Genomic DNA, 25141 nt, shown 5'->3' with positions numbered 1-25141 from the left:
AAATGGGTGGCTTATATTTAATTATTTGATATTCAACATGTAATTAAGTTCATTTAAGAAGTATGATGCAGGAATAAATCCAACCGAATTATTTAAGGTTAATGTAATGGGATTCCAAACTCATAGAGACCATTTCTGTATGGACGATGATAAAACAGTTCTTGAAAAGCGATTATCAAATTTTTCATCATCAAGCGAGAGCGAGAGCGAAATTTCATTGAAATATGGAGTTAAATCTTCATCAGATTTTAATATTAATGATGCGAAAAATTTCATTTCTAAACTTTCAATTAAGGATGAAATTTCAATTTGTTCTTATCGTCCGTTTGAAAACAAATACATTTTATTTGATAGAATAGTTGTTGATAGACCTCGAAAGGAATTAATCAATCATTCAAAAAATAGAGATAATTTACTTTTGGGTATGGGAAGACAAGGACTTGCCGTTGGTGATATTGAATGGTGTTTGGCAACTGTATCTAGAAATCCAACTGATGCAAATATGTTTAGACGAGGTGGCGTTAATTTATTTCCACTATACTTATACCCTGAAACAAAAGGACAGATTTCCGACGAAATTTTAGAAAGAGTTCCAAATCTAAACATGGAAATTGTGGACAAAATTGCAAATAGTCTTGGATTATACTTCGCACCGGAACGACCAAATTATTCTGAACAAACAGAAGAGACCAATCAATTTTATCCTGAAGATATTCTAGATTACATTTATGCTGTTCTTCATTCGCCGTCATACCGCGAGAAGTACAAAGAATTTTTGAATATTGATTTTCCGAGAATTCCATATCCAACCGATAAGAAATCTTTTTGGATATTAGTAGAATTAGGAAAACAGATAAGGGAAATTCATCTGCTCGAAAGTCCAAATGTAGAGCAATTTATTACACAATATCCCATAGATGGAGATAATGTTGTTGAAAAATCTATGTATAAAAACGGAAATGTTTATATTAACGCAAATCAATATTTCGCCAACGTTCCCGAAATTGCTTGGAATTTTTACATAGGAGGTTATCAACCCGCACAAAAATGGCTGAAAGACCGAAAAGGAAGAGCCTTAGATTTTGAAGACATACTGCATTATCAAAAAATTATTGTGGCTTTGACGGAGACGGATAGGTTGATGAAGGAGGTGGATAATGTAGTTGAAGGTTTTCTTAATTAAAAGTTTTTACCAGAAAAGTGATTACGAATCGACCGGAATTCCTAATTAGGAACTTGCCTCACTATAAAAATTTCCCAAAAAGGAAAAGCCTTAAAGTAGATTTAAGTAATCTTCCTTTACTGTTGAATCTTGACTTTAATTATTTGGATGGTATTCAGCCAATTACAAAATCAAGAATAAATTATTTGTTAAGTCACAACGTTCCTCCGATTATTCATGCAAATCCAAGTGAAACTGAACTTGAATATTATGAAAGTATGGGAGTAAAGGAATTTCAATGCGTCAAAATCGTTCTAAATTTTTATGTAATAAAAGACATTGATGAAAATACGATTGAAGGGATTCCTTATAATGTGTCACTAATGCCAATGCTTAAAAGAGGTAAAATTGATACGTTTTCGATTGAAAATTTTAAAATTTTTGATTTGCAAAAAGTCAATGAAAACTCAAATTTGGTATATACCGAATTCAATCCATTTCAAAAGTGGAATCAAGGAATGGGCATGAGCTATGAGATCTTTGCAGAAATAGGATATAACAACTTTATTGATTCATTAGGCTTCAATTGGGGGATGTTCTTTTTGTCACCAATTTTCGATAAAAGAGATGTTCAATTACCAGAAAATGAAGATTACACTAATGAAATGAACGCAAAGTTTAGAAGATATAAAACCAATTTATATTTCAAAAACTTCAAAAATTCAGTTCCACGTAGAGTATTTGGTTGTGGATCTCCAATAGAATTATTTTTATTACAAGGTTTATATGTTAAAAATCTTACACCAAATATGCAAACAAGTATTTTTAAAACGGGTGAAATAGTTTCAAATTATTTTGATATGCAAAGAGATGAACTTTGGTTAGGTCAAGAGCGACTGATTACCGAGGTAGATCTGTATTTTCCTGAAAAAAAACTCGCAATTTTTTGTGATGGCAAAGAATTTCATGATGCTGAAAAGGATCGAAGAATTGTTAAAGAATTGGAGCAACTTGGCATTCAGAGTCTAAGATTTAGCGGAAAACAAATCACCGAAAATTTGGAAGCGGTTTTAAATTCTATTGAAAGACAATATTGACATTGATTAAATAATTAAATGATGGACACAAAAGAAGTAGGTAAATACAGAGATTTTCTATTATTTCTAATTTTCGTAATTGTTTTGACGGCACTTACTCCCTTAATTGAGAAGTTTTTCTTAGAGCATTTAGTTCATAATACTATGGATCAAGTGAAATCTACTTTTTTTCTTGATTTTATCTTAATCGTTGCGGTGATAATTTATAGTGCTCTACAGATGAATTTTTGTAATTCTGTAAAGCCAAAAGCCACAATGACTTTTGTTTTACTGCTTTTGACTGGTTTGTATACTTATGAAAGAGCGTTTAATGATTTTTTTACTTTTATAACCTTCAGATTAAGTAGCAGTATTGCGTATCTTGATACAATTTTTTTAGTTTTAATGTTTCATTTGGGAGGTTATCTAAAATTTTTGCAGACTAAGAAAACTATACAAAAACATAATCAACTATTTGAAGATGCTCCAATTTCTGATCCTGTAGATGATAAGTTAGACGGATTGTTTGATCTGGCATCTAAAAAAATAGCAAAGATTATCTCTAAAAATAGTTTTGAGACATCATTTACAATAGGCTTAAATGGAGAATGGGGAGATGGTAAAACTTCAGTCCTCAATTTTGTAAAAAATAATTTAGAGGGAGAAAATACAATTGTTTTTGACTTTAATCCATGGATGGGATATGACAAAAAAGTTTTAATAAAAGATTTTTTTAATTCCTTTTCGGATGCATTGGGTAGAGATTTATCTGATGATTTTTCAATCTATTCGGAAGAATTATTAGATAATGGGAACAGTTTGACTTTTTACCGTTTCTTTCGTAATATTTTCTATAGAAAGCAGAGTATACAAACTATTTTTGAAAAACTAAATGAAAAAATAGGTCTTGTAAATAAAAAAATTATTGTTTTTATAGATGATGTAGACCGATTGGATAAAGAGGAAATCTTTGAACTTTTAAAGTTGATTAGAAAAACCGCAAATTTTAAAAATACATTCTTCGTACTGGCATATGACCGTAATTACGTAAATGAAAGTATTAAAGGTCAGAGTGCGGAGTCCACAATAAAATATCTTGATAAAATTATTAATGTAGAAATAAATTTACCATATTTTGAGAAAAATATATTAAAAGATTATTTTCAAGAAAGTTTGCGTGAGGTTTTGCCTGCAAACGTTTCTTTTAAAATAGATAATTTCTTGAGAAGTTACGATCAAGATCCTACAATCTGGGATTTAGGATTTAGAGAAAATGACCTCTTTTTATTTTGGCTCAATAATTTTAGAGAAATAAAGAAAGTAATTAATTCCATTATTGTAAACTATGAAGGAATATATTTAAATCTAAATTTCTTAGATGTAGTTCACCTGGAAATTCTAAGATTAAAGCATCCTTATCTTTATAGACTTTTATTTACAAAGAAAGACGAACTCTTTAAAGAAGACACCAATACCGGAGTCTATTATTTTAGGCCGATAGATGAAACCAAAGCAGCGGCTAAACAATTTGCAAAATTTTTAGAGAGAAATAATAAATCTGGAATGGATAGTTCCGAAAAAGAAATTACAGTATTAGATTACTACTTGTCTGAATATGTTGAAATAAATTGTATCGACGATATTGAAAAGGAAAAGATTAATGATTTAATTCATCGCCTTTTTCCTAGATATGAAAATAATTCATTTAGTTATGATGTTGATAGCAAAATTTTGGAAGGAGAACTGTCTGTGAGATATGCCACCAAATTCGAAAGATATTTTTCTCAAACGATTTTCAGGAATAATATTGATGAAAAAACCTTTTTGGATTTTATTGAAGGAGATTATATGCAAATAGATTCTCAAATCCATAAATGGATTGAAGAGAAAAAAATCAAAGATTTATCAACAAGACTTAACAAGATTACTCATTTCAAAAATGGAAAAGCATATGAAAACACAATAAAAGCCTCGTTGGAGATTTTGGGCAAAGACGTTAAAGGTAATCTGATTGATTTTCAGAAACTTTCCTATAAATTGATGGAATGGGAGGATGTTGCTAAATTTTACAGCAATGTTACTGATGGGAAGAACTTCTTAATATCAGTATTTGAAGAAGATTCAGGAAATATTCAAAGTAAGGCCAACCTTCTTCATGATCTCAAATTAAAAAATAGAAGAAGGGGAGAAACTGTGAACAAATTCCCTCTCACAGAGGAGGAGATTTACGGAATTCAGAAAGGCTATCTTTTGAAATTTATAGGAGAAGAAACTGAATTTACCGAAGGGTTTTGGAATTTGTATTTCAAAAATGTAAAACAAAAAGATGATGGCGAAAAATATGTTGATGCTGATATTAATGAAAAAGTAAAGTCAATATTAAATTCTTGTAATTCAAAAGAAAATTTTTTACTAAGTCTGATAAATAATGTTGGATACTACGAAACCTCGATAAAGAAAGAGGGGATTAAGTTGCTATTTGGCAAATCTGAAGATTTTGAAGATTTTTTCTTTAGAGAAATTTGTTCTGATATATTACAAGAGTTCGCCGATTTTTATGAAAAAGTTAAAGGGAATAGTTGGAATTCTGTAGATTTTCAGTTTTCACATATTAAATTACCTCATGATTAATATAATTTGAATAAATTTAGAAAAATAAACTATGAACAAAATCAACTATAAAGCATTACAGCAGGAAGTTTTTGACTGGCTAAAATCAAAGTACGACAAAAACCACAACTTTACTTTTTCGGTAAGGCAGAAAGCAAATAAAGGTGCGGAACTGAATTATTTTATTGGAACGGAAAAATCAAAATACTTTTCCACAACGTTTTGGTTTATTCCGGTTGCATATCCCGGTTCTTCGGGGGATTTAATTAACCTTGTTTTTGATTTACGCCCAAAGTCGGGAATGGAATTTTTCATTCAGTTCAATCAGACAAAAAAACCTCACGATGAACAGAATGCTTTAGCACTTGAGTTAATCCGAAACATTAAAAAAAGGGTTGAAGGGAAGTTTGAACATATGTACATTGGTTCCGATACCAATAAAATGGAATTTTTTGGAGTGTATTCCACACCTAAATTTCAGAGTTTTGATGAAGCAAAAGAAGAACTGGAAATAATGATGAATGCAATTATTCCAATTGTTGATGAGGAAATTACTTTGCTGAAATCTCAACATCCCGAATTTATTGCACATCGTTTTACTGCGGATGAGCAGGAGAAAATGTTCCAGAAAATGGAAGAACGATTCAATAAATATAAAATTGTAGAGCAGTTGGATGAAGAACTTGATGCTGAAGAAGAAACAATTTTTATTTCTGCGGAAACAGAAGATTTTCGTCCTCCTTTAAACCAAATTCTGTTTGGCCCTCCCGGAACCGGGAAAACATACAGCACGATTACAAAAGCAGTCCGCATCGCAAACCCTCAATTTAATATCAATCTGGATAGATCTAAAATAAAGGAAGAATATCAAAGGTTGGTGAACGCGGGGCAGATAATGTTTACGACTTTTCATCAAAGTATGTCTTATGAAGATTTTGTTGAAGGGATAAAACCACTTGTCGAAGAAGACGAAAAAGGCGAAAAGAAAGTAATTTATGAAGTTCAGAAAGGATTATTTAGAAAAATTTGTGACCAAGCGAAAAAGCAACATTATGAGGTATCAGAAGTAGTTCAGGAATACAGTTTTGAAGATGCTTATCCCCAACTTATTTCAGAGGTTTTGGAACATCTGGAAGAAAATAATCCACTTGTTTTGCCATTGCGAACTTCAGGCATGGGTATGAAGTGTGTGGATGTGTCCAGCAACGGAAATTTAATTGTCCAGCCAGCAAATACGGTAGATGCCAGAGAATATACTGTTTCCTATTCAAGAGCGGAAAAACTGCAAAAAGCATTTCCGGATCTAAGCATAGTTAGAAATATCGATAAAGAATTTCGGGAAGTAATTGGAGGTTCTAATTCATCGGCATATTGGGCAGTAATAAACTATATTAATCAGAAAATTAAGCACAACAATTCGACAAAAACTGAGAATAAACTTTTACCACAAAAACCTCATGTCCTGATTATTGACGAAATAAACCGTGGCAATGTTTCGCAAATATTTGGAGAACTGATTACACTCCTCGAAGAAGATAAAAGAAAAGGAAATGACGAAGAACTTGAGGTCGTTTTAGCTTACAGTAAGGAAACATTTAGTGTTCCTGCGAATCTGCATGTTATTGGAACAATGAATACCGCTGACAGAAGTGTTGAAGCTTTGGATTCGGCATTGAGAAGGAGATTTGTGTTTGAAGAGATTGCACCAGATTACGACTTACCAGAGTTAGATTACAAGCTTTATGACTTTAAAGTAGCTGAGGTTTTAGAAAAAATAAACTTGCGAATTGAAAAATTATTAGATCAGGAACACATAATTGGTCATGCCTATTTCATAGGAAAAGATGAATCCACAATTATAGATTCTTTTTACAGAAATATTATTCCATTACTTCAAGAATATTTCTTTGGTGATTTTGGTAAGATTGGTTTGGTTTTAGGAAAAGGTTTCGTATCCCGGAAAACGCAAAATTCTGTTTTTGCTTCGTTTGATTACGATAATTCGGCACAATATGACGAAACTGAAATTTTTGAAATAACTGATTTAAGAGACAATCACGCCGGTTTTAGTGAAGCACTTCAATTGCTGATGAACTAAATTAATGAAAATAGATAATAATAGAATAGTAACTTTCGAACATTGCAAGTTAGTTTTTGACCTTTCAAACAAGGATCAAAAATTAATTCATGATGCTTTAGAAAACTATTATGGAAGTTACTCACCGTATTTCAGTTTGATAAAAAATGGCGTTCAGTTTAATTCTTTTGTTGGAGTGCTTCAGGTGGGAAAAACAACCATTGAAGTCTTGCCAAAAGCAGATTATAATAATGAAATCGTTTGGCGGAATATTCTTATTGATATGCTGAGAACTGTTTGGGGATTCAATGTTCACAGTACAGGAAATTCATCGTTAAAACTAAAAAGTAATTCCTTGCTCGATCTTTACATTGAAATTTTTATTACTGAAATTGAAACCTTACTCAGAAAGGGTTTAGTAAAAAAATATATTATAAAAGAGGATAATTGCAATGCTTTAAAAGGCTCCATTCATTTTGCAAAGCATATCACAAAAAACTGTATTCATCACGAAAAATTCTATGTTAGGAAAACAGAATACAATAAAGAACATAAAATCCATCAAATACTCTATAAAGCGGTAAAATTTCTTCCGAGGATTAATTTTAATTTAAGATTGAAAAGTAGAATTTCAAATCTTCAATTATCTTTTCCGGAAATGCAGGATATTAGAGTTAGAGAATCTGATTTTGAGCAAATTCATTATGATCGTAAGAATAATCCCTACAAAACTTCGCTTGACATAGCAAAACTGATTCTTTTGAATTATCATCCAGATGTTACCAAAGGAAAAAACGATGTTTTAGCTCTGATGTTCGATATGAACGATTTGTGGGAGCGGTTTATATTAGTTACTCTAAGAAAAAGAATGGTAAATTATACGGTATCTGCACAAATACCTAAACAATTTTGGAAACCTGAGTTTGGAAAAAATTCTACAATGCGACCGGATATCATTTTGAAAAATAATACAACACAGGAAATTGCAGTTTTAGATACCAAATGGAAAAACCTGAATGGCTACAATCCTTCTCCTGAAGATTTACGACAAATGTATGTATATCACAAATTTTATAGAGCAAAGAAAACTGCACTACTTTATCCTGGCATTGAAAGTTATACCACAAAAGGAAAATATTTTTCGTCGATTGATAAAGAGTTGCTTTCTGCAAAAGAATGTTCGGTTATTCAACTTAGAACAAATAAAAACATACAGAATTGGCAAAGTGATATTTGCTCGGAGGTCAGTAATTTTCTTAACTAGATAAGGGTATCAGGTTTAATTAATTAAATATTATATGTTGAGTCGTTCAACATGTAAATCTCTTTATGCTCTCTTCTAACTTTACTGAAAATAACGAAATTACTTTAAAAATCAAAAGTAACAGGAACATCATATTTGAATGATTTTAGTATATTTGTAATACAATAATACTAATTAGATAGAAAAAATATAATTAAATACTATCATGATGTTATTTATTTCTCTTTCAAAAGCACACCAAAAACTCGTAGAGAATATCCGTGAACGAAGATTGCAGATGGATCTTACTCAGGAAGGTTTAGCAGAAAGGTGCGGTGTTCCATTATCAACTTTGAGAAAGTTTGAACAGACTGGAATGGTTTCTTTAGAGTCTTTTTTGAAAATTCTTTCTATTGTTGGTGGCTTAGAAGAGATGATTGAAGGTTTAAAGCCAATTACACCTGCTTTTAAATCGATAGGCGAAGTCTTAAAGAGTGATGAAAAATCTGTAAAAAAAAGAGGAAGTAAGAAATGAGAACATCAATTAAAGAATTAAAAGTAGGATTGAATTTGGGATCAGAAATTCAAAAAGTAGGACGATTAGCGATTCGTGATGGAATCATCTATTTTGAATACGACAATGCTTTTCTTGAAACTAATTTAGAAATTTCACCAATAAAACTTCCACTACAACGTGGAGTAATAGAACTTCCTAGAACACCTTTTGAAGGATTGGCAGGAGTTTTCAATGACAGTTTGCCCGACGGTTGGGGAAGATTACTTTTTGACAGGATGTTGAGAGCTGAAGGCATTTTACCGAATGAAGTTACTGCTTTAGATCGCTTAGCGTACGTTGGATTAAATGGAATGGGAGCTTTGGTTTATGAACCAGATGAAAGTCCTAACCATTACGATGAAAAAATTAACCTTGACGTTTTGGCTTCGCAAACTGAGCGAGTTTTGGAAGGCGAATCTGGAGAAGTCATAAATGAACTTTTGGCATTGAACGGATCTTCTGCCGGAGCGAGACCAAAAGCATTAATTGGGGTTGATTCAGAAAGGAAAAACATTTCTCACGGTACAGGTGAATTGAGCGAAGGTTTTGAACATTGGATTGTGAAATTTCCGAACACCCAAGATGGAAACGATTCAGGAGCTATTGAGTATGTTTACTCGATTATGGCGGCAAATGCAGGATTAGAAATGCCTGCAACACACTTATTTCCTTCACAAAAAGGGAGTGGATATTTTGCCGTAAAAAGATTTGACAGAGATAAAAATAAGCGCTTCCACATGCACACTGTAAGCGGATTGATCCATAGTAATTACAGGTTTCCATCTCATGATTATGAAGATTTATTGGCTTTAACTAGTGCGATTACCAAAGATATTCGAGAGGTTGAAAAAATGTTTCGATTGGCTGTTTTCAATGTAATGGCACACAATCGAGACGACCATGCTAAAAATTTCAGCTTCTTAATGGATGAATCTGGCGAATGGAAATTGTCACCCGCATACGATCTCACATTTTCAAATGGACCAGGTGGAGAACAAAGTACGATGGTTATGGGAGAAGGACGAAATATTACTCGAACTCACATTGAAAAATTAGGTTTGGAAGCAAAACTTTCAAAGGCATTTATAGATGAAGTCATTCAAAATACAATTGCTGCATTGGGAAATTGGAAAAATTTAGCGAAGGGAAATGGTGTTAAGATTGAAAATATTGAGTTGATTGAGAAGCGTTTTCTAATGTTTTAGATGTCCGTTAGTATGAAAATTTATAATCGCATCAATTAGATAGTCATCATTTGTCCGTTTGCTTGTTTATCTTTGACCTATAAAATTTAAACAATGGCAAAAAGAGACCAAATGTTGCGTTTGATTCATATTTCAAACTTGCTACAATCCAAGAAAAATGTAGGTGCGACTTATGATGAAGTACTTAATTACTTGGAAGAAAAACATTATTCAAATGGTTTCGATAATGATTTGGCGTTCAGTGAAAAAACATTCAAGCGTGATAGGGATTTACTTTGGGAACTTTTCGGAATTGAAATCCAATTCAAGCGATCGACCATGACTTACCAAATTGTTGAAGATGAAAACTTGGAGCAATCCAAAGGTGTTTTCGATAATTTACTGTTAGTAAACGCTTACCGACAAACCGCTGATCATTCTAAAATAATGCTTTTTGAAAAGCGTCAAGCATCTGGATTACACAATCTAGAGGGACTTATTTATGCGATTAAGAACTCGAAACTCATCAGTTTTAATTACACCAAATATTGGGATGGAATTCCTCAAAGAAAAGTCGTAGAATCTTATGCAGTGAAAGAATTCCGAAATCGCTGGTATTTGTTGGCGAATGAAAATGAAGGAAAAGGTTTTTTCATAAAAACCTACGGTTTAGATCGACTCACCGATTTGGAAATTCATAATAAAACTTTCAAAAATATTGAAACAGATATTGAAAAACTCTTTGTTAACTCATTCGGAATTGTTTCTACACCTGGTGAAACACCAAGGAAAATTGTTCTTTCATTTGATCCGTGGCAAGGAAAATTTGTAAAGTCGCTGCCAATCCATCATTCACAAAAAACATTGGTTGAAAACGACGAAGAATTTCGAATTGAATTAACATTAGTTCCCACCTACGATTTCTATCAGGAATTGCTTACACATGCGGAAAGATTGCGAATTATGGAACCGAAAAGTGTTAGGGAAGAATATTTGAAATTTCTTTCTGTGGCGCTGGAAATGAATGAAAAAGATAAGAAATTTTGAGCAAGAAAATTATGAATCTATATCTGGATGACCTTCGTTCTACTCCTGAAAATTTTGAAAGAGTTTATGACTATGATGAATTTGTAAACTTCATCAACAAAAATGGTGTTCCTGAGTTCATCAGTTTCGATCATGATTTAGGAGAAGGAAAAACAGGTTTCGATTGTGCGAAGTTTTTGGTTGAATTCTGTTTGGACAATGGAGTTTCGGACATCAATTTTCAAGTCCATAGCCAAAATCCTGTGGGAAAAGAGAATATTGAGAAATTGCTTGATAATTTTAACAGATTAAAAAATCAGAATCATTAAAAGATGAAAATTTTGTCGCAAAATTAGTAGATATTTGCGACAAAATTTCGTTTTTTTCCATTTTGACAATCGTTAAACTGATGATTCTTATTAATTTCATCAGACCGGAATATCAAGTGATAAAATAAAAGCGACGATAAAAACTACGACTAAAAATAGCAGACTAAAACCTAATCGCTTCAAAATTATTTTTCTTTCTTCATAATGTTTCTTTTCAATTTCTTCTGTAACTTCTTCGAAGAAATGATTTCTAATTTTTATTAAAATGCTCATATTTTTTTTCAAAGATAAGTGCTGATGAAGACAAACCGCGACTATGAAAAATATTTTTGAGGGACTTGTTTTGACGGTTTAATGGACTAAATTTGTATGAAATATAAATTATATGAAAGAAAAATATCCGAAAAAATTGATTGATTGGGCTGAAAAAGTTATCAATTTATGTACGCCAATCGCACAAAAATTTAATTTAGAATATTATCCCCTACAGTCAAAAGCAAAATTAAATCCTGATATACTTTTTATTGGATTAAATCCAGGAGGAGGATATGGTTATGAATGTCAGATAAATAATCCTGATTGGGAATTTGACAAGATAAATTCAAGATTAACCGCTGATAGAATCTTAAATGGGAATCCTTCATTTGATAGAGAATTTTTAGCAGGCAAATGGAAATATGGAAATGGATTAAGAAAAATAGATTTTTTTAAAAATTCAATTGATAAGTATGATTTTGTATTTACAAATTATGTTTTTTATAGTTCAAGGAGATTCTCTGAAATAAACAAAAATGAATTTAAGGAAGCGATTCAAGAAAATATTAAACTTACACTTGAGTTAATTGATATTATTAATCCAAAGAACATCATAATCTTGGGAACAGGTAGTGGCATAGATCAAATTTCAAAAAAAAATAAATTAATACTTCAAGGTTTCCGAAAGAGATTGCTTGTTCAGGGTGAGATTAATGGAAAAATCGTTTATGGAATTCCGCATCCTTCTTATAATAATTTTTCTGAAGAAGATGAAGCAATTAGTGATACTCTAGAAAAGCTTTTGAATGGTGAACCTATTGAACCTTTTTCTCTTTCCACAATGCATCCACAAAAAAATATTATTCATTCAAAAAAATCAAACTTTGACACTGATGAATTTTTAAAGCATTTTGCGAAATACAACCCAAAAAAACATAAAAAATGGATTGATATTAATGTTGATGGAATAGGCAATGATGAAATACTAATCAGAATAAATCCTAATTACAAGGAATTTGGTGTTAGAAATATGCAAAAAGATAAGTTTAAAACATTCGAAAATGAAATGGTTTATGACCAGTTTTTTGATAATTCTTTTGATCGAACAAATAACAGTTGGTTTATAAGAAAAGAATTTAAGTATTTTACTAATTTAAATACTGAAATTATAGAGGCTGTAGAAGGGTTTTTATTACATATAGAATCAGAAAGAAAATGAAAAAAATCCACCCTTGGCAAGCCAATGATTTAGCCGGAGATTACGAAGAAAGAGGTTTCCATCCAACTGATTGGGAAGAAGTAACAGATTTTGATGAAGAAGGATATGGTTGGGTTTGTACCGATGATGGTTTTGGCTTTGTAAACAGAGAGGGATATCTTATTATTCCCGATGAATACCAAAGTATTTCCTATCCTTTCTTTCAAAACGGATATTGTGTAGCAAGGAAAAATGACAAATATGGAATTTTCGACCGCCAAAATAATCCTCTAATACCGTTTATTTACGACAATATTTCTGCTGACCTTTCATCCGAGAGTCCACGAATTGCACTTTGCTTTGATGGAAAGTGGAAAATCATCGACATTGATGGAAACCTTATTCTGCATTTGAATTATGATGATTTTTATAGTTTCAACGAAGATTTGATCATTGTTGGTAATGACGATAAATACGGAATAATTGATTTTGATCAAAATGTTATCATGGATTTTGAATGGGATCATTTGGAGTTTGTTGGTGACAATTTTTGTGCAGGAAAAACTGTGGATGTATTCTTTGATAGAGAAAAATTGGAATTAGAAGGCGTTCATTATAATAATTATTTCAAATACTTTAACAAAAATTTTCAGAAAATAAAGTTCGGAATTATCGACATTCATAAGAATATCCTTTTCCCTTTTGTTTCTGATTCACCAGTTCGAGAATTCAATCCCAAAAATGGTCGAGCAAGAATCATAAAAAATTATTGGGAAAATCCTGATTTGGATGATGATGATTTGTGTTTTGTTGCAGATTCTGAAGGAAACAAAATTCCTTTTTCACCATCTTTGACGAAAGAAGAAAGAAGCAAAAACTTTCATAAAAGATGCCACGAACTTATCTTTGGAGAAGGAACATTCCCATATTAAATCTGCATCCAATACGAACCAGAATCCACCGACCGAAACCTTCCTTTTGAAGTCGTTGCATAAATTGTTTCGCCTCTTCGGAAAATATCCCAAAATTCTCCTACTTCGGTCGAGCCATTAAATCTGATTTGCCAAGAAATCCCTGCGTTATCAGAAATTTCGAGCAAAAAAGGATTGGATTTTGAAATGCGGATGAGTTTTATTCCCATCGAAATAATTTGAGCCATAATGAGTTTTTTTGAAAATTCAGACATTCTGTTTCATTTTTGATAATATATCCTGCTTCATCAAACGATCATACATAACGATTGAACCAGCAACTGAAACATTCAGCGATAGTTTTCCAGGCAATTGCACAATTTGATCACAGTGATTTTTTGCATCCTCGGATAAGCCTTTTAATTCAGACCCTAATAAATAAACGGCTTGGTTCGGATGTTTGAAATCACTAATCGGAATGCTATTTTCAGCCAATTCAATTCCGATAAGTTTACTTTCCATCGGAAGCGATTTGTAGAAATCTTCAAAAGTTTCAAAGTAGAACAGAGGAATATGGCGATAGGAAGCAATGGTGTCGGTCTTCATTCTTTTATACTGACCACCAATGACAAAAATAAAATCAGCTCCCATAATTTGTGCTGAACGCCAAATAGTTCCGATGTTTTGGGTTTGCATTGCAGTTTCAATTCCGATTCCGAAAAACCCTTTTGTTTTCGGATAATCAATCGCATTAGGATAATCTTTCATTGTAATTTTTGTAAAAATAAACAGGCAATGCGACAAAAGATGTCCGTTTATTGTTTCAAAAAAAAAATTATAAATACGGCGATTGAGGGTTATTTTTCGATATCAAAAACAATCGGAGCGTTCACAAGTTCATAGCGCTCATTAAGAACACTTCCATTAATGAAAGTAGTTTGTCCATTTTTGAAAATGCCATAATCTTCATGAATATGACCGAACAAGTGGTATTTCGGTTTTACTTCTTCAATCTTTTTTATTAATTCTTCGCAACCAACATTTAAACCCGAAATTGTTCTGTCTAAAACTCCAAATGATGGACCGTGCGTTACTAAAATATCGGTATCAATCGGAATGTTCTTCCAAACTTCGGAAATGTCTTTTCCACGGTCAAGATTAAATGCCCAATTGAAAAATGTTGGAGTATATGGAGATCCCCAAATTTTAATGCCTTCAATTTCAACAGAAGAATTATGAAGATAAATCGTATTTTCATTTAGAAAACGCTTGATGCTTTTAGGGGTTTCGTTTTCAAAAAAGAAATCGTGGTTACCTGCAATAAATATTTTGTGAGGATTATCCAACGCACAAAACCACCGCATGAAATCCTCCACTTCATGATCTCTTCCCATTTTTGAAATATCTCCACTATGAATTACAATATCTGCATTCGGCAAATCTTTCAGTTTTCGGTGCTGACTATGAGTGTCGGATAGAAAGAGGATTTTCATTTGGTTATATAAAGAAGTGAAATTAATTCAAATTTTTCAAATCTCCTGTTAATCTTTAGACTTTTCAAACATTCTTGCAAATGGATTGTACACAACTTGACAAGTAATTAATCCTTCTTCCTCCTGAATTAGTGTTGTGTGATTTTCAGTAACCAGTTCTGCAGGTTCTTCAATTAAATAAGTTTCGTTGATTAAATCAAGGTTGATTACTTTTTTTGTCTTTGTAATAAAGTGTCCATTGTTTGAAGATGGAGCGATGTTAATTTTCATTTCAGTTTTCATGATATAAATTTTTAGAATTCGTAAGTCATTTTTGCAAAATATTCATCACCAGAAATTTTGGAATATTCAGTGATTTCTTTTAGAGATTTTAGCTTTTGATAACCTTCTTCAGTAAAAGTGGTAAAGAATCGCTCACCTTGTCTTGAGATGCTTTTTATATCGTTTTTCACTATTGTTGGAATTTGATACAATGAAGCAATTGCATTTTTTGCCGATTTGTATTTTGGCTCAACTCCAAGAAAAAACATTCTGTCAGTTGAAGGGCAGTAACATTGAACAAAAGCAACACTGATTCGATTGATTTTCCCTCTGTAAAGCGTGTAAACACCGATGTTCATTCCTTTGGTTGTTCCTTCTAAAAAACTATCTTTCTTTTTATCAATGTAAACATCAGTTTCAGTAAGATAAGACTTGAAAAAATTACAAATTCCGATTTCACCATCTCTTTGCTGAATGAAAGAAATAATTGCTGACTTAATTTCTTCGTTCTTTTCATTGGCAAAATCTTCCAAAGTATATTTTCTTTCTTTTATTTTAATGTATAAATCTTCAGGCAATTCAATGCCGTTGATGTAATAATGTCCTGTTCCATCAATCCACTCAAAAGCTTTTCCAGAAATTGAATTTAGTCTTCCTTGATTGTCTCTACAAATATTTTTGGGAGGGTGAATTGCAAGAACGAAATTTCCACAATCGTAAACTTGGAAAAATCCAGAATTTATTAATTTTTTGAAATTTCCAAAAATATCATTTTCAAAAGTTTCAATTTTCTCTAAAAAATCTGATCCTATTAATAAATAAAAATATAATTGGATGTTCTCGAACTGAGATTCTTTTCTATGAAAATCGAGAATGTTAGTTTCAAAGTTTTGATCAATTCCAGAAATGCGATAAGATTTCCAAACGGTACGCCAAGTTTGATTAATTATTGAAATATTTACCGACTCTTTAATTATTTCTCGAATACACTTCTGGACAGATGTGTCAACAGAATTTTTTAAAGTTTCATTAAAATGCCTTGTAAGAAAAGTCCATAGAGAAGGAGATATAGTATTCTCATATGAATTTTCTTGATGCTTTAATTTATCAATTTTAGAAAGTGCATCGAACCAACTGTTGCAATAAATTATTTCAGGATTATCCCTTTTCAAAATTTCGGAATAAAGCCAATTAATTCCTCCTTCAAAATGAGTTATATTTATTTGTTGAGAAAAAAGGAATTTTTCAATTCTTTTTTGAACTATGTTAGACAATAATTCTGTTTGCGCTTGATTTAACTTTTGAATTTTCATTTTGATAATTTTTTAAAGATAAAACAAAAGTAAGCAGCTAATAAGACGAAAGATGTCTGTTTAAAATAGTGATTATGAAATGTTCCTGAAGATTACTAAATTTGGAACTAATTCGTCGGGAAGTATTAATTTCAAAAAGTTCGTCGGGAAGTATTATCTGATTGACTATTAATGAAATACATTGTTTTCTGGGTACAAAAGTAGTACAAAAGTGTTAAAATTTTCAATTATTTCACTACTTCAAAATGAAAAAACCTTTGTTAATGGTGCTTTGCAAAGACGAAAATGTTGACGGTATCTACACCCAAAAGATGTTGCAGCACCTTGGAACTGTACTACTTTAGTACTACATGATTTAACGTAAAAGCTTATTAATAAAGGAAAGTTAAGATACTGCATCGGGAAGTAGTTTTCCTATATTTGTGATAATATCAAATGATACTATCATAAATGAGACCACCTTATACCATTACCGATAAAATTGTAGCGTTAGTTGCTTCTATTTCAGAAAAGATAGGAGAAATTAACGCTACTCATTTATATAAACCCGCTACTGAATTACGAAAGAAAAATAGAATCAAAACCATTCAATCATCTTTAGAAATTGAGGGCAATACTTTTTAGATTCTATTTTTATCACTCCACTTCTTTGGTTTTAATCCAAAGTGTTTTTCAAATAACCTCCCGAAATAACTCAAATTGCTAAATCCTAATTGATAGCCGACTTCTGAAACTGATAGATCTCCTTGTCTTAATAGTCTTGCCGCCTTTTGCATCCGTAAATGATTATAATATTCGTAAATTCCCTTGCCAAAAACTTGTGTAAATATCCTTCTTAGTTTTAGCTCATTCATTCCACTAAGTTTTACCAGTTCATCTTTTGTAAGTGGTTTTTCCAGATTTGATTCTATCATATTTCGAACCAAATAAACTGCATCAATTTCAGCATTGCTAAGATGATGGTGCTCTGTTTTTTCTCTTTTTAATAAATTGCTGAAAAGCAAATAAATAAGTTCAAGTGCTTTTAACCGGTAAAAGGCTTGCGATAAAATGTTTTCTGTTGAAAGATTGGCCAGTTGAGCAACCAAATCAGACATTTCAGGTGACATAAATTCTTCTATCCAAAAAGTTTTTTCTACATCAAAAAGATAAGATAGTTTATCGGCATCGTTTCCTACAAAACGTTTCAGATATTCCAGTTCAACTAAAATGGTGATTTGCTGTACGTGAACATCTCCAGGAAATAGCACTTCGCTTTCTAAGTGCGAAGGCATCATGCGAACATGTGGCTGATTGTTCAATACTCTTTTACCAATTGCTTTATCCGTTTCTTCCGTAAGAAAAATATTTTGAAATGAAATGAACAATCCTTTTTCTATGACCCCGATTGGTTTTCTTTTATAAGCAAAAGTCTGGCTGGCAATTAAGGAGCGAACCATTAGCAACATCTCGGGCATCAAGTCCACAATGTTCAATTGGTTGAAATGCAAAAGCTTTATCTCTTCTTCAATAGAAGATAGGGAGAGGCCGAGTTTTTCAGCGAGTCGTTTCATTTTAAGCTTTTCATTAAACATGATTTTTTGGACTATTATTGGTTTAATTTGGGCTATTTTATCTGTAAATATAAAAATAAATTTGCAGTATAAAATTAAAGTTTAGAAACAATGAAAAAAAATATTGTGATTTCAGGAGGAGGCATCGCCGGATTAACTGCAGCAAAACTATTGAGCAAACAAGGTCATAAAGTGACTGTTTTGGAAAGAGCTGCATCATTCAGCAAATCGGGGTTTCTTATTTCTCTCAAGAGTTTTGGGGTTCGTATTATGGACGAATTAGGATTAGCAGAACAATTGCAGCAAGCATCATCACCATCGGAATTTGTAAATTTCAGGGAATCAAACGATGCAATTATACAAGGTCTTAGCTATGATAAAATGAACGAGAATATTGAACGTTCGGTATTGATAACACGAGGCGGACTGCATCACGTTTTATATAACGACCTAAAGGATGACGTGGATATTCTTTTTTCATCTTCTGTTGAAAAACTAATGCATGATGAAAACAAAGTCAACATCTTACTCAACAACGGAACCGTGTTGGAAGCCGACCTTCTTATCGTTTCAGAAGGATTACGCTCTACAACAAGACAGAATTATTTTCCCGAAAGTACACTGGAGGATTTTAATGTGCTTTATATGGGCGGACGATTGAAAGAGCATCATTCTTATGAGGTGGGCAAATTCAATATTTATATTGATGTGAATAAGATGCTTTCTATTTATCCCATTGCTTCCGATGAAATAGCCATTCAGTGTTATATACACGACAAAGGAGATTTAGCATCCATTCAAAATAAAGCCGATGAAATACTCAGAACATCTTTTACTGGATACAATAAAGATGTACAGCATTTGTTGGATCGTTTCGTGAATAATGGTCTTATGTTTATTGATAAAATGGGGATGATAAATTCACCCACTTTAGTAAACCGAAATGTAGTTTTATTGGGAGATGCGGGCTACTGTCCTACTGCACTTTCAGGAATGGGGGCATCGTTATCTATTTACGGAGCAAAAGCCTTGGCTCATTTTATTTACGAAAATCCCAATGATTTAAAAACGGCTTGTGCCAACTATGATACGATCATGCAACCTATGATTCAGAAATTTCAGGGAAATGCAAAAAATAATGCGGCATCATTTATCCCTGATAATGAAGAAAAATTAAACAGGTTTGTCTATTCATTCAGAGCTGCATCTGATGCAGATGTACAAAAAATAATGACTGATCCAATTGTATTAACGGAAGACCAATTGAATTTTAAAATAAATTAAATCATGAATTACATAAAGATACTTTCCGTCATAGTAGGATTCTTAACGATAGGATTATTGAGTTCTCTTTTTGCCAAGGTACAAGGGTGGTTGTTCGCATCATCTTTGGAAATGTTTATCAATCAGGAATTAGCTGTCACCAATATTTCTCAATTTATCATCAAACTTTTTTGTGTCTGGGTTAGCTGTTTTTTAGGAGGATTAACTACCACAAAGATCGGAGGCAAAGCAAGAGAAAATCTGATAGTTGGTAGTTTAATCATGCTGGTTGTGGGTTGGCTATGGTTGTCGGCTGTGAACCCTATCTGGTTTTGGGTGTTAATGATTTTAGGTGTTTTACCCTGCGTATTTTTAGGATATAAAGTAACTTCTGCCATGTCTAAAAATAATAACTATTTTACCTAATTATTCTTTCTCTGGCGTTTCCTTTTCTTCCTCATCTTATTGGCAAAATCCTGTTCTTCGTAATCTTCGCCCCAGACTTCGGACAATAAACCGCCAATGCTTCAATCAGACCGTATTCGTGTTTTTCCTTAATGTGAAATTTCTTTAAGAGACTATTTCGGGAAGAAAAAATAAGCTGGCAAAATGTGTATTATTTTTTTAATAAATGGAGTAAGGACGGCAGTTTTAGGAACCACTTTAGTATCCGCAAAGTATGCGGAGAACAATTAGTTTATTTACTGCATTAATTAGAAAACTAGGTTAATTTTCAATGAAATAAACAAGATTTTATTTTTCTATTAAGCGAGGCTAGATAACTGCAAGGCAAATTTAGGCAAAATTGAAATCCTTGATTTTGAATTGAAAGATAAAGCCAATTTAGAAGCATTGATTTTTGAGATATTTTAAATTAACAATATCAATTAATTCTTATGGTGTAATAGCTTGAGTTTTGGGATAAGGTATGGCGTTATTGATCTCTATCGGCAAATAATATTCTTTTATACCTTCTTGCAGAGATTTTTTTCTTTGCCTGATTTCTTCAGCAGAGTTGATTTCTTCTTTAGAGGCTATTGTACCCCCTTTTTTGGCAAAATCAGTGAGTTCTTCTATAACATTATGATAAGAATCCAGCTTTACTTTATGATATTGTTTCAAGCTAACAGCAATGGGTTTTTTACCATAGTGAGTTTCTAAAAAATCATTAGTATCAAATGCTTCGGAAAGTTTAGTACTTTTTATCAATGTATAATGAAAAATATTTTCGGAATCGGATATTTCAAAAATTAAACCTGATAATCCTCGAAATTTGTAAGGGCCTTCTTGAAAAGGAATTTCTGGACTGAACCAAGCTGTCCATTTTCTTCCACCAAAGTTAGCTGTTGCTTTTTGAAGTGTATAATCCTGTACGTTTTTTGTTTCTTTTTCTAATTTCCAGTCAATTTTATCTGTTGATTTAATCACAAAATAATCATATCCGTGGGAGAAAAACATTCTGTTATCAAAACTGTTTGGTTTTCTTAACAACATCTGATCAGATTCAGAAAAATATTGCGAATTTTTTCCTGATTTTCTGATTGAATCTCGTCTTACAAATTCATAATCATAGAACTTAACGGAACTTTTATTAATATCCAATGCCATTTTTGTTTTTATGACATCATCATTTTTATTGATTTTCAGTTCGTAAATAAATCTGTGTGTCTGAGCTGATGATAGACTAAATATGAATAATAAACTTAATAATATCGTTTTCATTTTATATCTTATTTTAATTAACATTGAATAATTACCAAATTTTAAGAATAACTTTTCCTATAATATCATTCTCTTTAACAGGTCCAAAAAACCTTGAATCTACGGACTCTGTTCTGTTATCTCCAATTAAAAAGTAAAAATTGCTAGTAAAAATATACTCATTTTCTTTGGAATTTTCATTTACTTTAAAATTATCACTTATACTATTCTCAATAAGTTTTTTGTAAAGTAAAATATTTTCAGAATTTAATGAAACCTTTGTTCCGGTTTTTGGAATTAAATAGGGTCCAAAATTATATAATGTCCAATCATTTTTTTTATAAGTATGATAAATTTCTGCCTTCGCAATTGCATCGGCTTCCGAAATATTTCTATTTATAGCTTTGTTTGGCATTGGGAGTATTATATCATCGCAGTAAGTCTTTCCTTCAATTATTTTAAACGTATTTCCTGGTAATCCGACACAACGTTTAATCATTTTTTTGTTGAAATGTTTAAATACCAAAATATCATTATAATCTACGGAATATAAATTTTTTATAATCAACACTTTATCACCTGATTTGTAAGTGTTGTTCATCGAGTTTTGATTAATAGTATATATCTCGAAAAAAAATAATCTTAAAACAATTAAAATAAGAAGAAAAAGAGCAGCAGAGATAATTTTTTTTCTCATAAATTACATTCAATTATTTTTGAAAAAAAAGACTTTGCCTTGTCATTATCATAAAATGCACCGAATAAAATTACTTCTTGGTTATCGTTGAGAAGCATTGTATTATAAAGATCATTCGAAACAGGTAATTGATTAGTTGTCTTGAATGAATAGTATTCTTTTTCGTAATATATTGGATAAGGAAAATTTACTTTTTTTATTGCTTCCGATACATATATTTTGGTTGGTGCACTTGCAATAAAAATATAATTTATCTTTGATTTTTCAGGCAAATTTTGAATTGATTTTTTAATAGCCTTCAATTCATTTATACACTTATCACAATCTGCAGTAAAAAAATGGACAATTGTATATCCTTTCAAGTGTGAAAAATCACTCGTATTATTATTTATTATGGGGCTATTCGTAAGCATTTCCATATCTTTTGGGAAAATTATCTTTTTCCGATACCAGTTTTTCATCATGTTCTTTATTTCCTGCTCTGTGTTTTCACACTTATTTTTACACGAAGTAATCGTAATAAAACAACAAAATAACAATATTGTGAATAATTTCATTATTAAAATTTTACTTGAATTGAAAAAATACTTTTTATTTGATCATCATAACAATAAAGAGTTTCTGTGATCGGGTTTATGCAAATTTTGCTTACCTTTCGATCTAAAGAAAGTTCATTGATAAAATTACCTTCCCAGTCATATACTAAAATCTTATCTGAAGAAGTGTTGCCATTTTTATCTCCTGAAAAAAGACAATAAATGCGATCTTTCGTATGAGCAACAGATAAATAAGCATAAATTGTTTTTGCATAATCTTCAACAGAAAATCCTTTTTTGAGTTTTGTTACATACATTTTTGGATTAAATTTACTTTTATAATGTATAGCTTGTGAAAGCTTGTCATTTGAGTAGAATTCGGCTCTATTTGTTTTATTATAAAAAATTGCAACTTTATTATCTATGGGATGTTTAATACTTATTGCTTTAAATATATAAGCTCTGTTCGGAAATTTTGTATTAGGCTGATCTTCAAGAAACTCATCATTAGTTATATCAGGAAGCTTTCCCACTTTCTTTTTTATTTTATTAAAATCTGTATATAAATATCTAAAATCATCAAATGAGTAAGTAGTAGCTAATACCAAACTGTCATTTATTATACTAGGTGAAACTATATTTTTCAATTTTGGAGCTAAACTTATCTCTTTTTGTATAAGACCAATATTTTTGGAACTATCAATATTAATCTGGAACAACTTGCTTAAGGTAATATCATATATCCATACTGATCGATTACTCCCGACAAATATATTGGCTATTGATAATCCTTCATTTTGAGCATTGCCTCTACTTATAATCTTATTTATCAACTTATTGCTATTTAATGAATAAATATTGATAAGTTTTTCAGATCTTAAATTTCCGCATATCAATAAACTGTCAACAACTGCTATATCTGTAAATATGCCTTGAATATTTGTTGGTTTTAAAGTAATATGCTGTGTTCTATCCTCATCCAAATAATTGACGCTATTACTTTTGTCTTGAATTTTGAATTCAACATATTTGTCACTGCTTTGTTTACAATTGAATAAAATTAATAGAATTAGAACGTAAACAAAATTTGAAATATATTTCATAAATATGGTTATTAAAAAAGTAAAAGGAGATAAATCTCCTTTTTTAATGAAACAAAGTGTATTCTAAAGAATACACTTTCAGATAATCTTATGGCTGTAAACCCATTCCCAATTCCGTTCCCCCAATTGTTTGTGCTTTATAGCCAGTATAAATTTGCCCCGTTGAAGCAGATCTGCAATCACTATTTGTTGCTTCTACACATTTGGTTCCGGCATTAGCACTAAGACTCTCTAAAGAGGAATCTTTTAAAGTTAATGTGAAAGCTAAAGCAGTAGCAACTACTGCAAATCCTGAAAAAAGAATCGTTTTAATGTTTTTCATAATAAAAATATTTTGTTTTGTGCTATTATTAGCATTGCTAAATTAAAAACACTTTTTAAACTTTGAAATGCAATTAAAAACATATATATTGCAAATCACAACATATTATTTTTTAAGTACACCAAATGCTAAAACAAAAATTAATAGATAAAAGACTAGAAAAAAAATTTACTCAAGAAGAATTGGCTTATAAAATAGGTATAGAAACTTCAAGCTATAACAGAAGAGAAAATGGCGTTACCAAAATATCAAAAAAAGAATGGGTTAAGTTAGCAAAAGAATTAGATGTTAAATTAGAAGAAATTTATGAGCCTGAGGACGGAATTTATTTTTTTCAAAATGAAAATACAGCCAAAAACCCCGTAAATATTACAGAATATGGCTTGCAAACAATGAAAAAGTACATTACTAAATTAGAAGAAGAGAACAAATATCTCAGAGAAGAAAATAAATTATTAAGAGAAACATCTGTAGATATGTCATCAGGAAAGGCAGAAAAGAAATTTCCGCAGATGAAACCTCCACACTAAAACCTGTGCTGTCTTGGTCAAAACTAAAATCAATATCAGAATGCTAATTAAAAAAAATCAAGTTGAGAATCCTTTTAAAGCTTATTAATCGAAAATAAGAGAATTAAAAGGAGAGTTGACAAATGATTTTTACTAATTATGATACTCCTATTTTGTAAACCTGCATAGACAGGAAGTAGTCTGTTTTCTATATCGAATTGCGAATATAAAAAAAACGATTACAAATGGTCTCTATTTGGTACAAATCAAAAACTTAAAAAACAAATACAATAGAAGTAGATAATCAAATAATTAAAATAAAAAACGGTTTTCAAAACATGGATATCAAAGCCATTCATCAATTTTTAAGTACAGAAAGCTATTGGGCAAAAGGTATTCCGTTGGAAACAGTAAGTGCCGCATTGAAAAATTCTTTTTGCATAGGATTATTTGAAGATGAAAAACAAATTGGCTTTGCCCGTTTGATAACGGATTATGCCACTTTTGGTTACTTGGCAGATGTGTATATTTTGAAAGAATACAGAGGTAACGGATTATCAAAAATGATGATGAAATACATTATGGAATTGGATTTTGTAAAGGGTTTGCGAAGAACACTATTAGCCACATTAGATGCTCACTCGCTTTACCGTCAGTTTGGATTTCAATCTCCTGAAAACCCGGAAAGATTGATGGAAATAAAAAATAATAACTTATACAATGCAGATTGATTTCAATATAGTAAAAAATATTCAGATTATGA

At 31.2% G+C, this 25141-nt stretch carries 28 protein-coding genes; 16 read left to right on the top strand and 12 right to left on the bottom strand.

The genetic code is table 11. The features are described 5' to 3' along the window. Positions 1–73 precede the first annotated feature (73 nt). The 9 genes from FOL89_RS17540 to FOL89_RS07020 all read left to right on the top strand — a co-directional run bounded on the left by FOL89_RS17540 (position 74) and on the right by FOL89_RS07020 (position 11263). On the top strand, positions 74–1183 hold the full coding sequence (locus tag FOL89_RS17540; RefSeq protein WP_228444876.1) for a type ISP restriction/modification enzyme: 1110 nt from the start codon (positions 74–76) through the stop codon (positions 1181–1183). A 143-nt stretch (positions 1184–1326) separates the two neighbouring features. Then, the gene (locus tag FOL89_RS07055) at positions 1327–2259 is read left to right on the top strand and encodes an endonuclease domain-containing protein (protein WP_144282116.1); all 933 of its coding nucleotides are present in this window, start codon (positions 1327–1329) and stop codon (positions 2257–2259) included. Between the two features lie 21 nt (positions 2260–2280). After that, complete coding sequence (locus FOL89_RS07050; protein WP_185146939.1) at positions 2281–4869, top strand: KAP family P-loop NTPase fold protein; 2589 nt, start codon at positions 2281–2283, stop codon at positions 4867–4869. A gap of 31 nt (positions 4870–4900) precedes the next feature. Continuing rightward, positions 4901–6946: an McrB family protein gene (locus FOL89_RS07045; RefSeq protein WP_144282114.1), complete on the top strand. Its 2046-nt coding sequence runs from the start codon at positions 4901–4903 to the stop codon at positions 6944–6946. Between the two features lie 4 nt (positions 6947–6950). Continuing rightward, positions 6951–8189: an McrC family protein gene (locus tag FOL89_RS07040; RefSeq protein WP_144282113.1), complete on the top strand. Its 1239-nt coding sequence runs from the start codon at positions 6951–6953 to the stop codon at positions 8187–8189. A gap of 205 nt (positions 8190–8394) precedes the next feature. Continuing rightward, positions 8395–8703, top strand: a complete 309-nt coding sequence (locus tag FOL89_RS07035) for a helix-turn-helix domain-containing protein (protein WP_144282112.1) — start codon at positions 8395–8397, stop codon at positions 8701–8703. Continuing rightward, the gene (locus FOL89_RS07030; RefSeq protein ID WP_144282111.1) at positions 8700–9929 is read left to right on the top strand and encodes a type II toxin-antitoxin system HipA family toxin; all 1230 of its coding nucleotides are present in this window, start codon (positions 8700–8702) and stop codon (positions 9927–9929) included. The genes FOL89_RS07035 and FOL89_RS07030 overlap by 4 nt, the downstream gene beginning before the upstream one ends. 93 nt (positions 9930–10022) lie before the next feature. Then, positions 10023–10955 (top strand): helix-turn-helix transcriptional regulator, encoded by a 933-nt coding sequence (locus FOL89_RS07025; protein WP_144282110.1) that lies wholly within the window; start codon positions 10023–10025, stop codon positions 10953–10955. 11 nt (positions 10956–10966) lie between these two features. Then, positions 10967–11263, top strand: a complete 297-nt coding sequence (locus FOL89_RS07020) for a cyclic-phosphate processing receiver domain-containing protein (RefSeq protein WP_144282109.1) — start codon at positions 10967–10969, stop codon at positions 11261–11263. Between the two features lie 99 nt (positions 11264–11362). On the opposite strand, the gene FOL89_RS17535 is transcribed toward FOL89_RS07020, so the two are convergent. Then, on the bottom strand, positions 11363–11536 hold the full coding sequence (locus FOL89_RS17535) for a hypothetical protein (RefSeq protein ID WP_185146938.1): 174 nt from the start codon (positions 11534–11536) through the stop codon (positions 11363–11365). 112 nt (positions 11537–11648) lie between these two features. Between FOL89_RS17535 and FOL89_RS07015 the strand changes: the two genes are divergently transcribed. Continuing rightward, positions 11649–12737, top strand: a complete 1089-nt coding sequence (locus tag FOL89_RS07015) for a hypothetical protein (RefSeq protein WP_144282108.1) — start codon at positions 11649–11651, stop codon at positions 12735–12737. Further along, entirely contained in the window at positions 12734–13648 is a 915-nt protein-coding gene (locus FOL89_RS07010) for a WG repeat-containing protein (RefSeq protein WP_144282107.1), read from the top strand. The genes FOL89_RS07015 and FOL89_RS07010 overlap by 4 nt, the downstream gene beginning before the upstream one ends. On the opposite strand, the gene FOL89_RS07005 is transcribed toward FOL89_RS07010, so the two are convergent. The 5 genes from FOL89_RS07005 to FOL89_RS06985 all read right to left on the bottom strand — a co-directional run bounded on the left by FOL89_RS07005 (position 13645) and on the right by FOL89_RS06985 (position 16694). Next, positions 13645–13902: a beta propeller repeat protein gene (locus FOL89_RS07005; protein WP_144282106.1), complete on the bottom strand. Its 258-nt coding sequence runs from the start codon at positions 13900–13902 to the stop codon at positions 13645–13647. The genes FOL89_RS07010 and FOL89_RS07005 overlap by 4 nt on opposite strands. Then, the gene (locus FOL89_RS07000; protein ID WP_144282105.1) at positions 13895–14395 is read right to left on the bottom strand and encodes an RNA methyltransferase; all 501 of its coding nucleotides are present in this window, start codon (positions 14393–14395) and stop codon (positions 13895–13897) included. The genes FOL89_RS07005 and FOL89_RS07000 overlap by 8 nt, the downstream gene beginning before the upstream one ends. An 89-nt stretch (positions 14396–14484) precedes the next feature. Beyond that, on the bottom strand, positions 14485–15120 hold the full coding sequence (locus FOL89_RS06995; protein WP_144282104.1) for a metallophosphoesterase family protein: 636 nt from the start codon (positions 15118–15120) through the stop codon (positions 14485–14487). A 48-nt stretch (positions 15121–15168) separates the two neighbouring features. Beyond that, the gene (locus tag FOL89_RS06990) at positions 15169–15402 is read right to left on the bottom strand and encodes a hypothetical protein (RefSeq protein ID WP_185146937.1); all 234 of its coding nucleotides are present in this window, start codon (positions 15400–15402) and stop codon (positions 15169–15171) included. A gap of 11 nt (positions 15403–15413) precedes the next feature. After that, positions 15414–16694: a hypothetical protein gene (locus FOL89_RS06985; RefSeq protein WP_144282102.1), complete on the bottom strand. Its 1281-nt coding sequence runs from the start codon at positions 16692–16694 to the stop codon at positions 15414–15416. Between the two features lie 450 nt (positions 16695–17144). On the opposite strand from FOL89_RS06985, the gene FOL89_RS06980 reads away from it, so the two are divergent. Next, entirely contained in the window at positions 17145–17318 is a 174-nt protein-coding gene (locus FOL89_RS06980; protein ID WP_317130097.1) for a hypothetical protein, read from the top strand. Here FOL89_RS06980 and FOL89_RS06975 read toward each other — a convergent pair. Then, a complete protein-coding gene (locus tag FOL89_RS06975; protein ID WP_185146936.1) occupies positions 17315–18247 on the bottom strand; it encodes a helix-turn-helix transcriptional regulator in 933 nt (310 codons plus the stop codon). The two genes, FOL89_RS06980 and FOL89_RS06975, sit on opposite strands and share 4 nt — an antisense overlap. Positions 18248–18358: 111 nt before the next feature. Here FOL89_RS06975 and FOL89_RS06970 point away from each other — a divergent pair, with 111 nt between their 5' ends. Further along, positions 18359–19531: an FAD-dependent monooxygenase gene (locus FOL89_RS06970; protein WP_144282100.1), complete on the top strand. Its 1173-nt coding sequence runs from the start codon at positions 18359–18361 to the stop codon at positions 19529–19531. A 3-nt stretch (positions 19532–19534) separates the two neighbouring features. Further along, positions 19535–19936 carry a hypothetical protein gene (locus FOL89_RS06965; protein WP_144282099.1) on the top strand — a complete coding sequence of 134 codons (402 nt, stop codon included), beginning with the start codon at positions 19535–19537 and terminating at the stop codon, positions 19934–19936. 468 nt (positions 19937–20404) lie between these two features. Here the strand turns inward: FOL89_RS06965 and FOL89_RS06960 are convergent, their stop codons facing one another. The 5 genes from FOL89_RS06960 to FOL89_RS06940 form a co-directional block, all read right to left on the bottom strand. Next, positions 20405–21232, bottom strand: a complete 828-nt coding sequence (locus FOL89_RS06960; protein WP_144282098.1) for a GLPGLI family protein — start codon at positions 21230–21232, stop codon at positions 20405–20407. Positions 21233–21263: 31 nt separating this feature from the next. After that, on the bottom strand, positions 21264–21908 hold the full coding sequence (gene lepB, locus FOL89_RS06955; RefSeq protein WP_144282097.1) for a signal peptidase I: 645 nt from the start codon (positions 21906–21908) through the stop codon (positions 21264–21266). Further along, positions 21905–22465, bottom strand: coding sequence for a redoxin domain-containing protein (locus FOL89_RS06950; RefSeq protein WP_144282096.1), 561 nt, complete (start codon positions 22463–22465; stop codon positions 21905–21907). Before FOL89_RS06950 ends, lepB begins: the two co-directional genes overlap by 4 nt. Positions 22466–22467: 2 nt before the next feature. Continuing rightward, entirely contained in the window at positions 22468–23547 is a 1080-nt protein-coding gene (locus FOL89_RS06945) for a BF3164 family lipoprotein (protein WP_144282095.1), read from the bottom strand. An 88-nt stretch (positions 23548–23635) separates the two neighbouring features. Continuing rightward, entirely contained in the window at positions 23636–23869 is a 234-nt protein-coding gene (locus FOL89_RS06940; protein ID WP_144282094.1) for a hypothetical protein, read from the bottom strand. A gap of 125 nt (positions 23870–23994) precedes the next feature. On the opposite strand from FOL89_RS06940, the gene FOL89_RS06935 reads away from it, so the two are divergent. Together FOL89_RS06935 and FOL89_RS06930 are read left to right on the top strand one after the other, a co-directional pair. Then, positions 23995–24399: a helix-turn-helix domain-containing protein gene (locus FOL89_RS06935; RefSeq protein ID WP_144282093.1), complete on the top strand. Its 405-nt coding sequence runs from the start codon at positions 23995–23997 to the stop codon at positions 24397–24399. 317 nt (positions 24400–24716) lie between these two features. Then, a complete protein-coding gene (locus FOL89_RS06930) occupies positions 24717–25109 on the top strand; it encodes a GNAT family N-acetyltransferase (protein ID WP_144282092.1) in 393 nt (130 codons plus the stop codon). Positions 25110–25141: the final 32 nt, after the last annotated feature.

The sequence above is a fragment of the Chryseobacterium echinoideorum genome (assembly GCF_007474535.1).
In the GTDB taxonomy this organism is placed as follows: Bacteria; Bacteroidota; Bacteroidia; order Flavobacteriales; family Weeksellaceae; genus Chryseobacterium; species Chryseobacterium echinoideorum.
This window is presented reverse-complemented; position numbering and strand designations above follow the sequence as displayed.

Bases quoted from the DNA above. Each gene is read 5' to 3' on its own strand.
- FOL89_RS07050 (WP_185146939.1), top strand. From the start codon at position 2,281: ATGGACACAAAAGAAGTAGGTAAATACAGAGATTTTCTATTATTTCTA.
- FOL89_RS07045 (WP_144282114.1), top strand. From the start codon at position 4,901: ATGAACAAAATCAACTATAAAGCATTACAGCAGGAAGTTTTTGACTGG.
- FOL89_RS07040 (WP_144282113.1), top strand. From the start codon at position 6,951: ATGAAAATAGATAATAATAGAATAGTAACTTTCGAACATTGCAAGTTA.
- FOL89_RS07035 (WP_144282112.1), top strand. From the start codon at position 8,395: ATGATGTTATTTATTTCTCTTTCAAAAGCACACCAAAAACTCGTAGAG.
- FOL89_RS07030 (WP_144282111.1), top strand. From the start codon at position 8,700: ATGAGAACATCAATTAAAGAATTAAAAGTAGGATTGAATTTGGGATCA.
- FOL89_RS07025 (WP_144282110.1), top strand. From the start codon at position 10,023: ATGGCAAAAAGAGACCAAATGTTGCGTTTGATTCATATTTCAAACTTG.
- FOL89_RS07020 (WP_144282109.1), top strand. From the start codon at position 10,967: ATGAATCTATATCTGGATGACCTTCGTTCTACTCCTGAAAATTTTGAA.
- FOL89_RS17535 (WP_185146938.1), bottom strand. From the start codon at position 11,536: ATGAGCATTTTAATAAAAATTAGAAATCATTTCTTCGAAGAAGTTACA.
- FOL89_RS07015 (WP_144282108.1), top strand. From the start codon at position 11,649: ATGAAAGAAAAATATCCGAAAAAATTGATTGATTGGGCTGAAAAAGTT.
- FOL89_RS07010 (WP_144282107.1), top strand. From the start codon at position 12,734: ATGAAAAAAATCCACCCTTGGCAAGCCAATGATTTAGCCGGAGATTAC.
- FOL89_RS07005 (WP_144282106.1), bottom strand. From the start codon at position 13,902: ATGTCTGAATTTTCAAAAAAACTCATTATGGCTCAAATTATTTCGATG.
- FOL89_RS07000 (WP_144282105.1), bottom strand. From the start codon at position 14,395: ATGAAAGATTATCCTAATGCGATTGATTATCCGAAAACAAAAGGGTTT.
- FOL89_RS06995 (WP_144282104.1), bottom strand. From the start codon at position 15,120: ATGAAAATCCTCTTTCTATCCGACACTCATAGTCAGCACCGAAAACTG.
- FOL89_RS06990 (WP_185146937.1), bottom strand. From the start codon at position 15,402: ATGAAAACTGAAATGAAAATTAACATCGCTCCATCTTCAAACAATGGA.
- FOL89_RS06985 (WP_144282102.1), bottom strand. From the start codon at position 16,694: ATGAAAATTCAAAAGTTAAATCAAGCGCAAACAGAATTATTGTCTAAC.
- FOL89_RS06980 (WP_317130097.1), top strand. From the start codon at position 17,145: ATGAGACCACCTTATACCATTACCGATAAAATTGTAGCGTTAGTTGCT.
- FOL89_RS06975 (WP_185146936.1), bottom strand. From the start codon at position 18,247: ATGAAACGACTCGCTGAAAAACTCGGCCTCTCCCTATCTTCTATTGAA.
- FOL89_RS06970 (WP_144282100.1), top strand. From the start codon at position 18,359: ATGAAAAAAAATATTGTGATTTCAGGAGGAGGCATCGCCGGATTAACT.
- FOL89_RS06965 (WP_144282099.1), top strand. From the start codon at position 19,535: ATGAATTACATAAAGATACTTTCCGTCATAGTAGGATTCTTAACGATA.
- FOL89_RS06960 (WP_144282098.1), bottom strand. From the start codon at position 21,232: ATGAAAACGATATTATTAAGTTTATTATTCATATTTAGTCTATCATCA.
- lepB (WP_144282097.1), bottom strand. From the start codon at position 21,908: ATGAGAAAAAAAATTATCTCTGCTGCTCTTTTTCTTCTTATTTTAATT.
- FOL89_RS06950 (WP_144282096.1), bottom strand. From the start codon at position 22,465: ATGAAATTATTCACAATATTGTTATTTTGTTGTTTTATTACGATTACT.
- FOL89_RS06945 (WP_144282095.1), bottom strand. From the start codon at position 23,547: ATGAAATATATTTCAAATTTTGTTTACGTTCTAATTCTATTAATTTTA.
- FOL89_RS06940 (WP_144282094.1), bottom strand. From the start codon at position 23,869: ATGAAAAACATTAAAACGATTCTTTTTTCAGGATTTGCAGTAGTTGCT.
- FOL89_RS06935 (WP_144282093.1), top strand. From the start codon at position 23,995: ATGCTAAAACAAAAATTAATAGATAAAAGACTAGAAAAAAAATTTACT.
- FOL89_RS06930 (WP_144282092.1), top strand. From the start codon at position 24,717: ATGGATATCAAAGCCATTCATCAATTTTTAAGTACAGAAAGCTATTGG.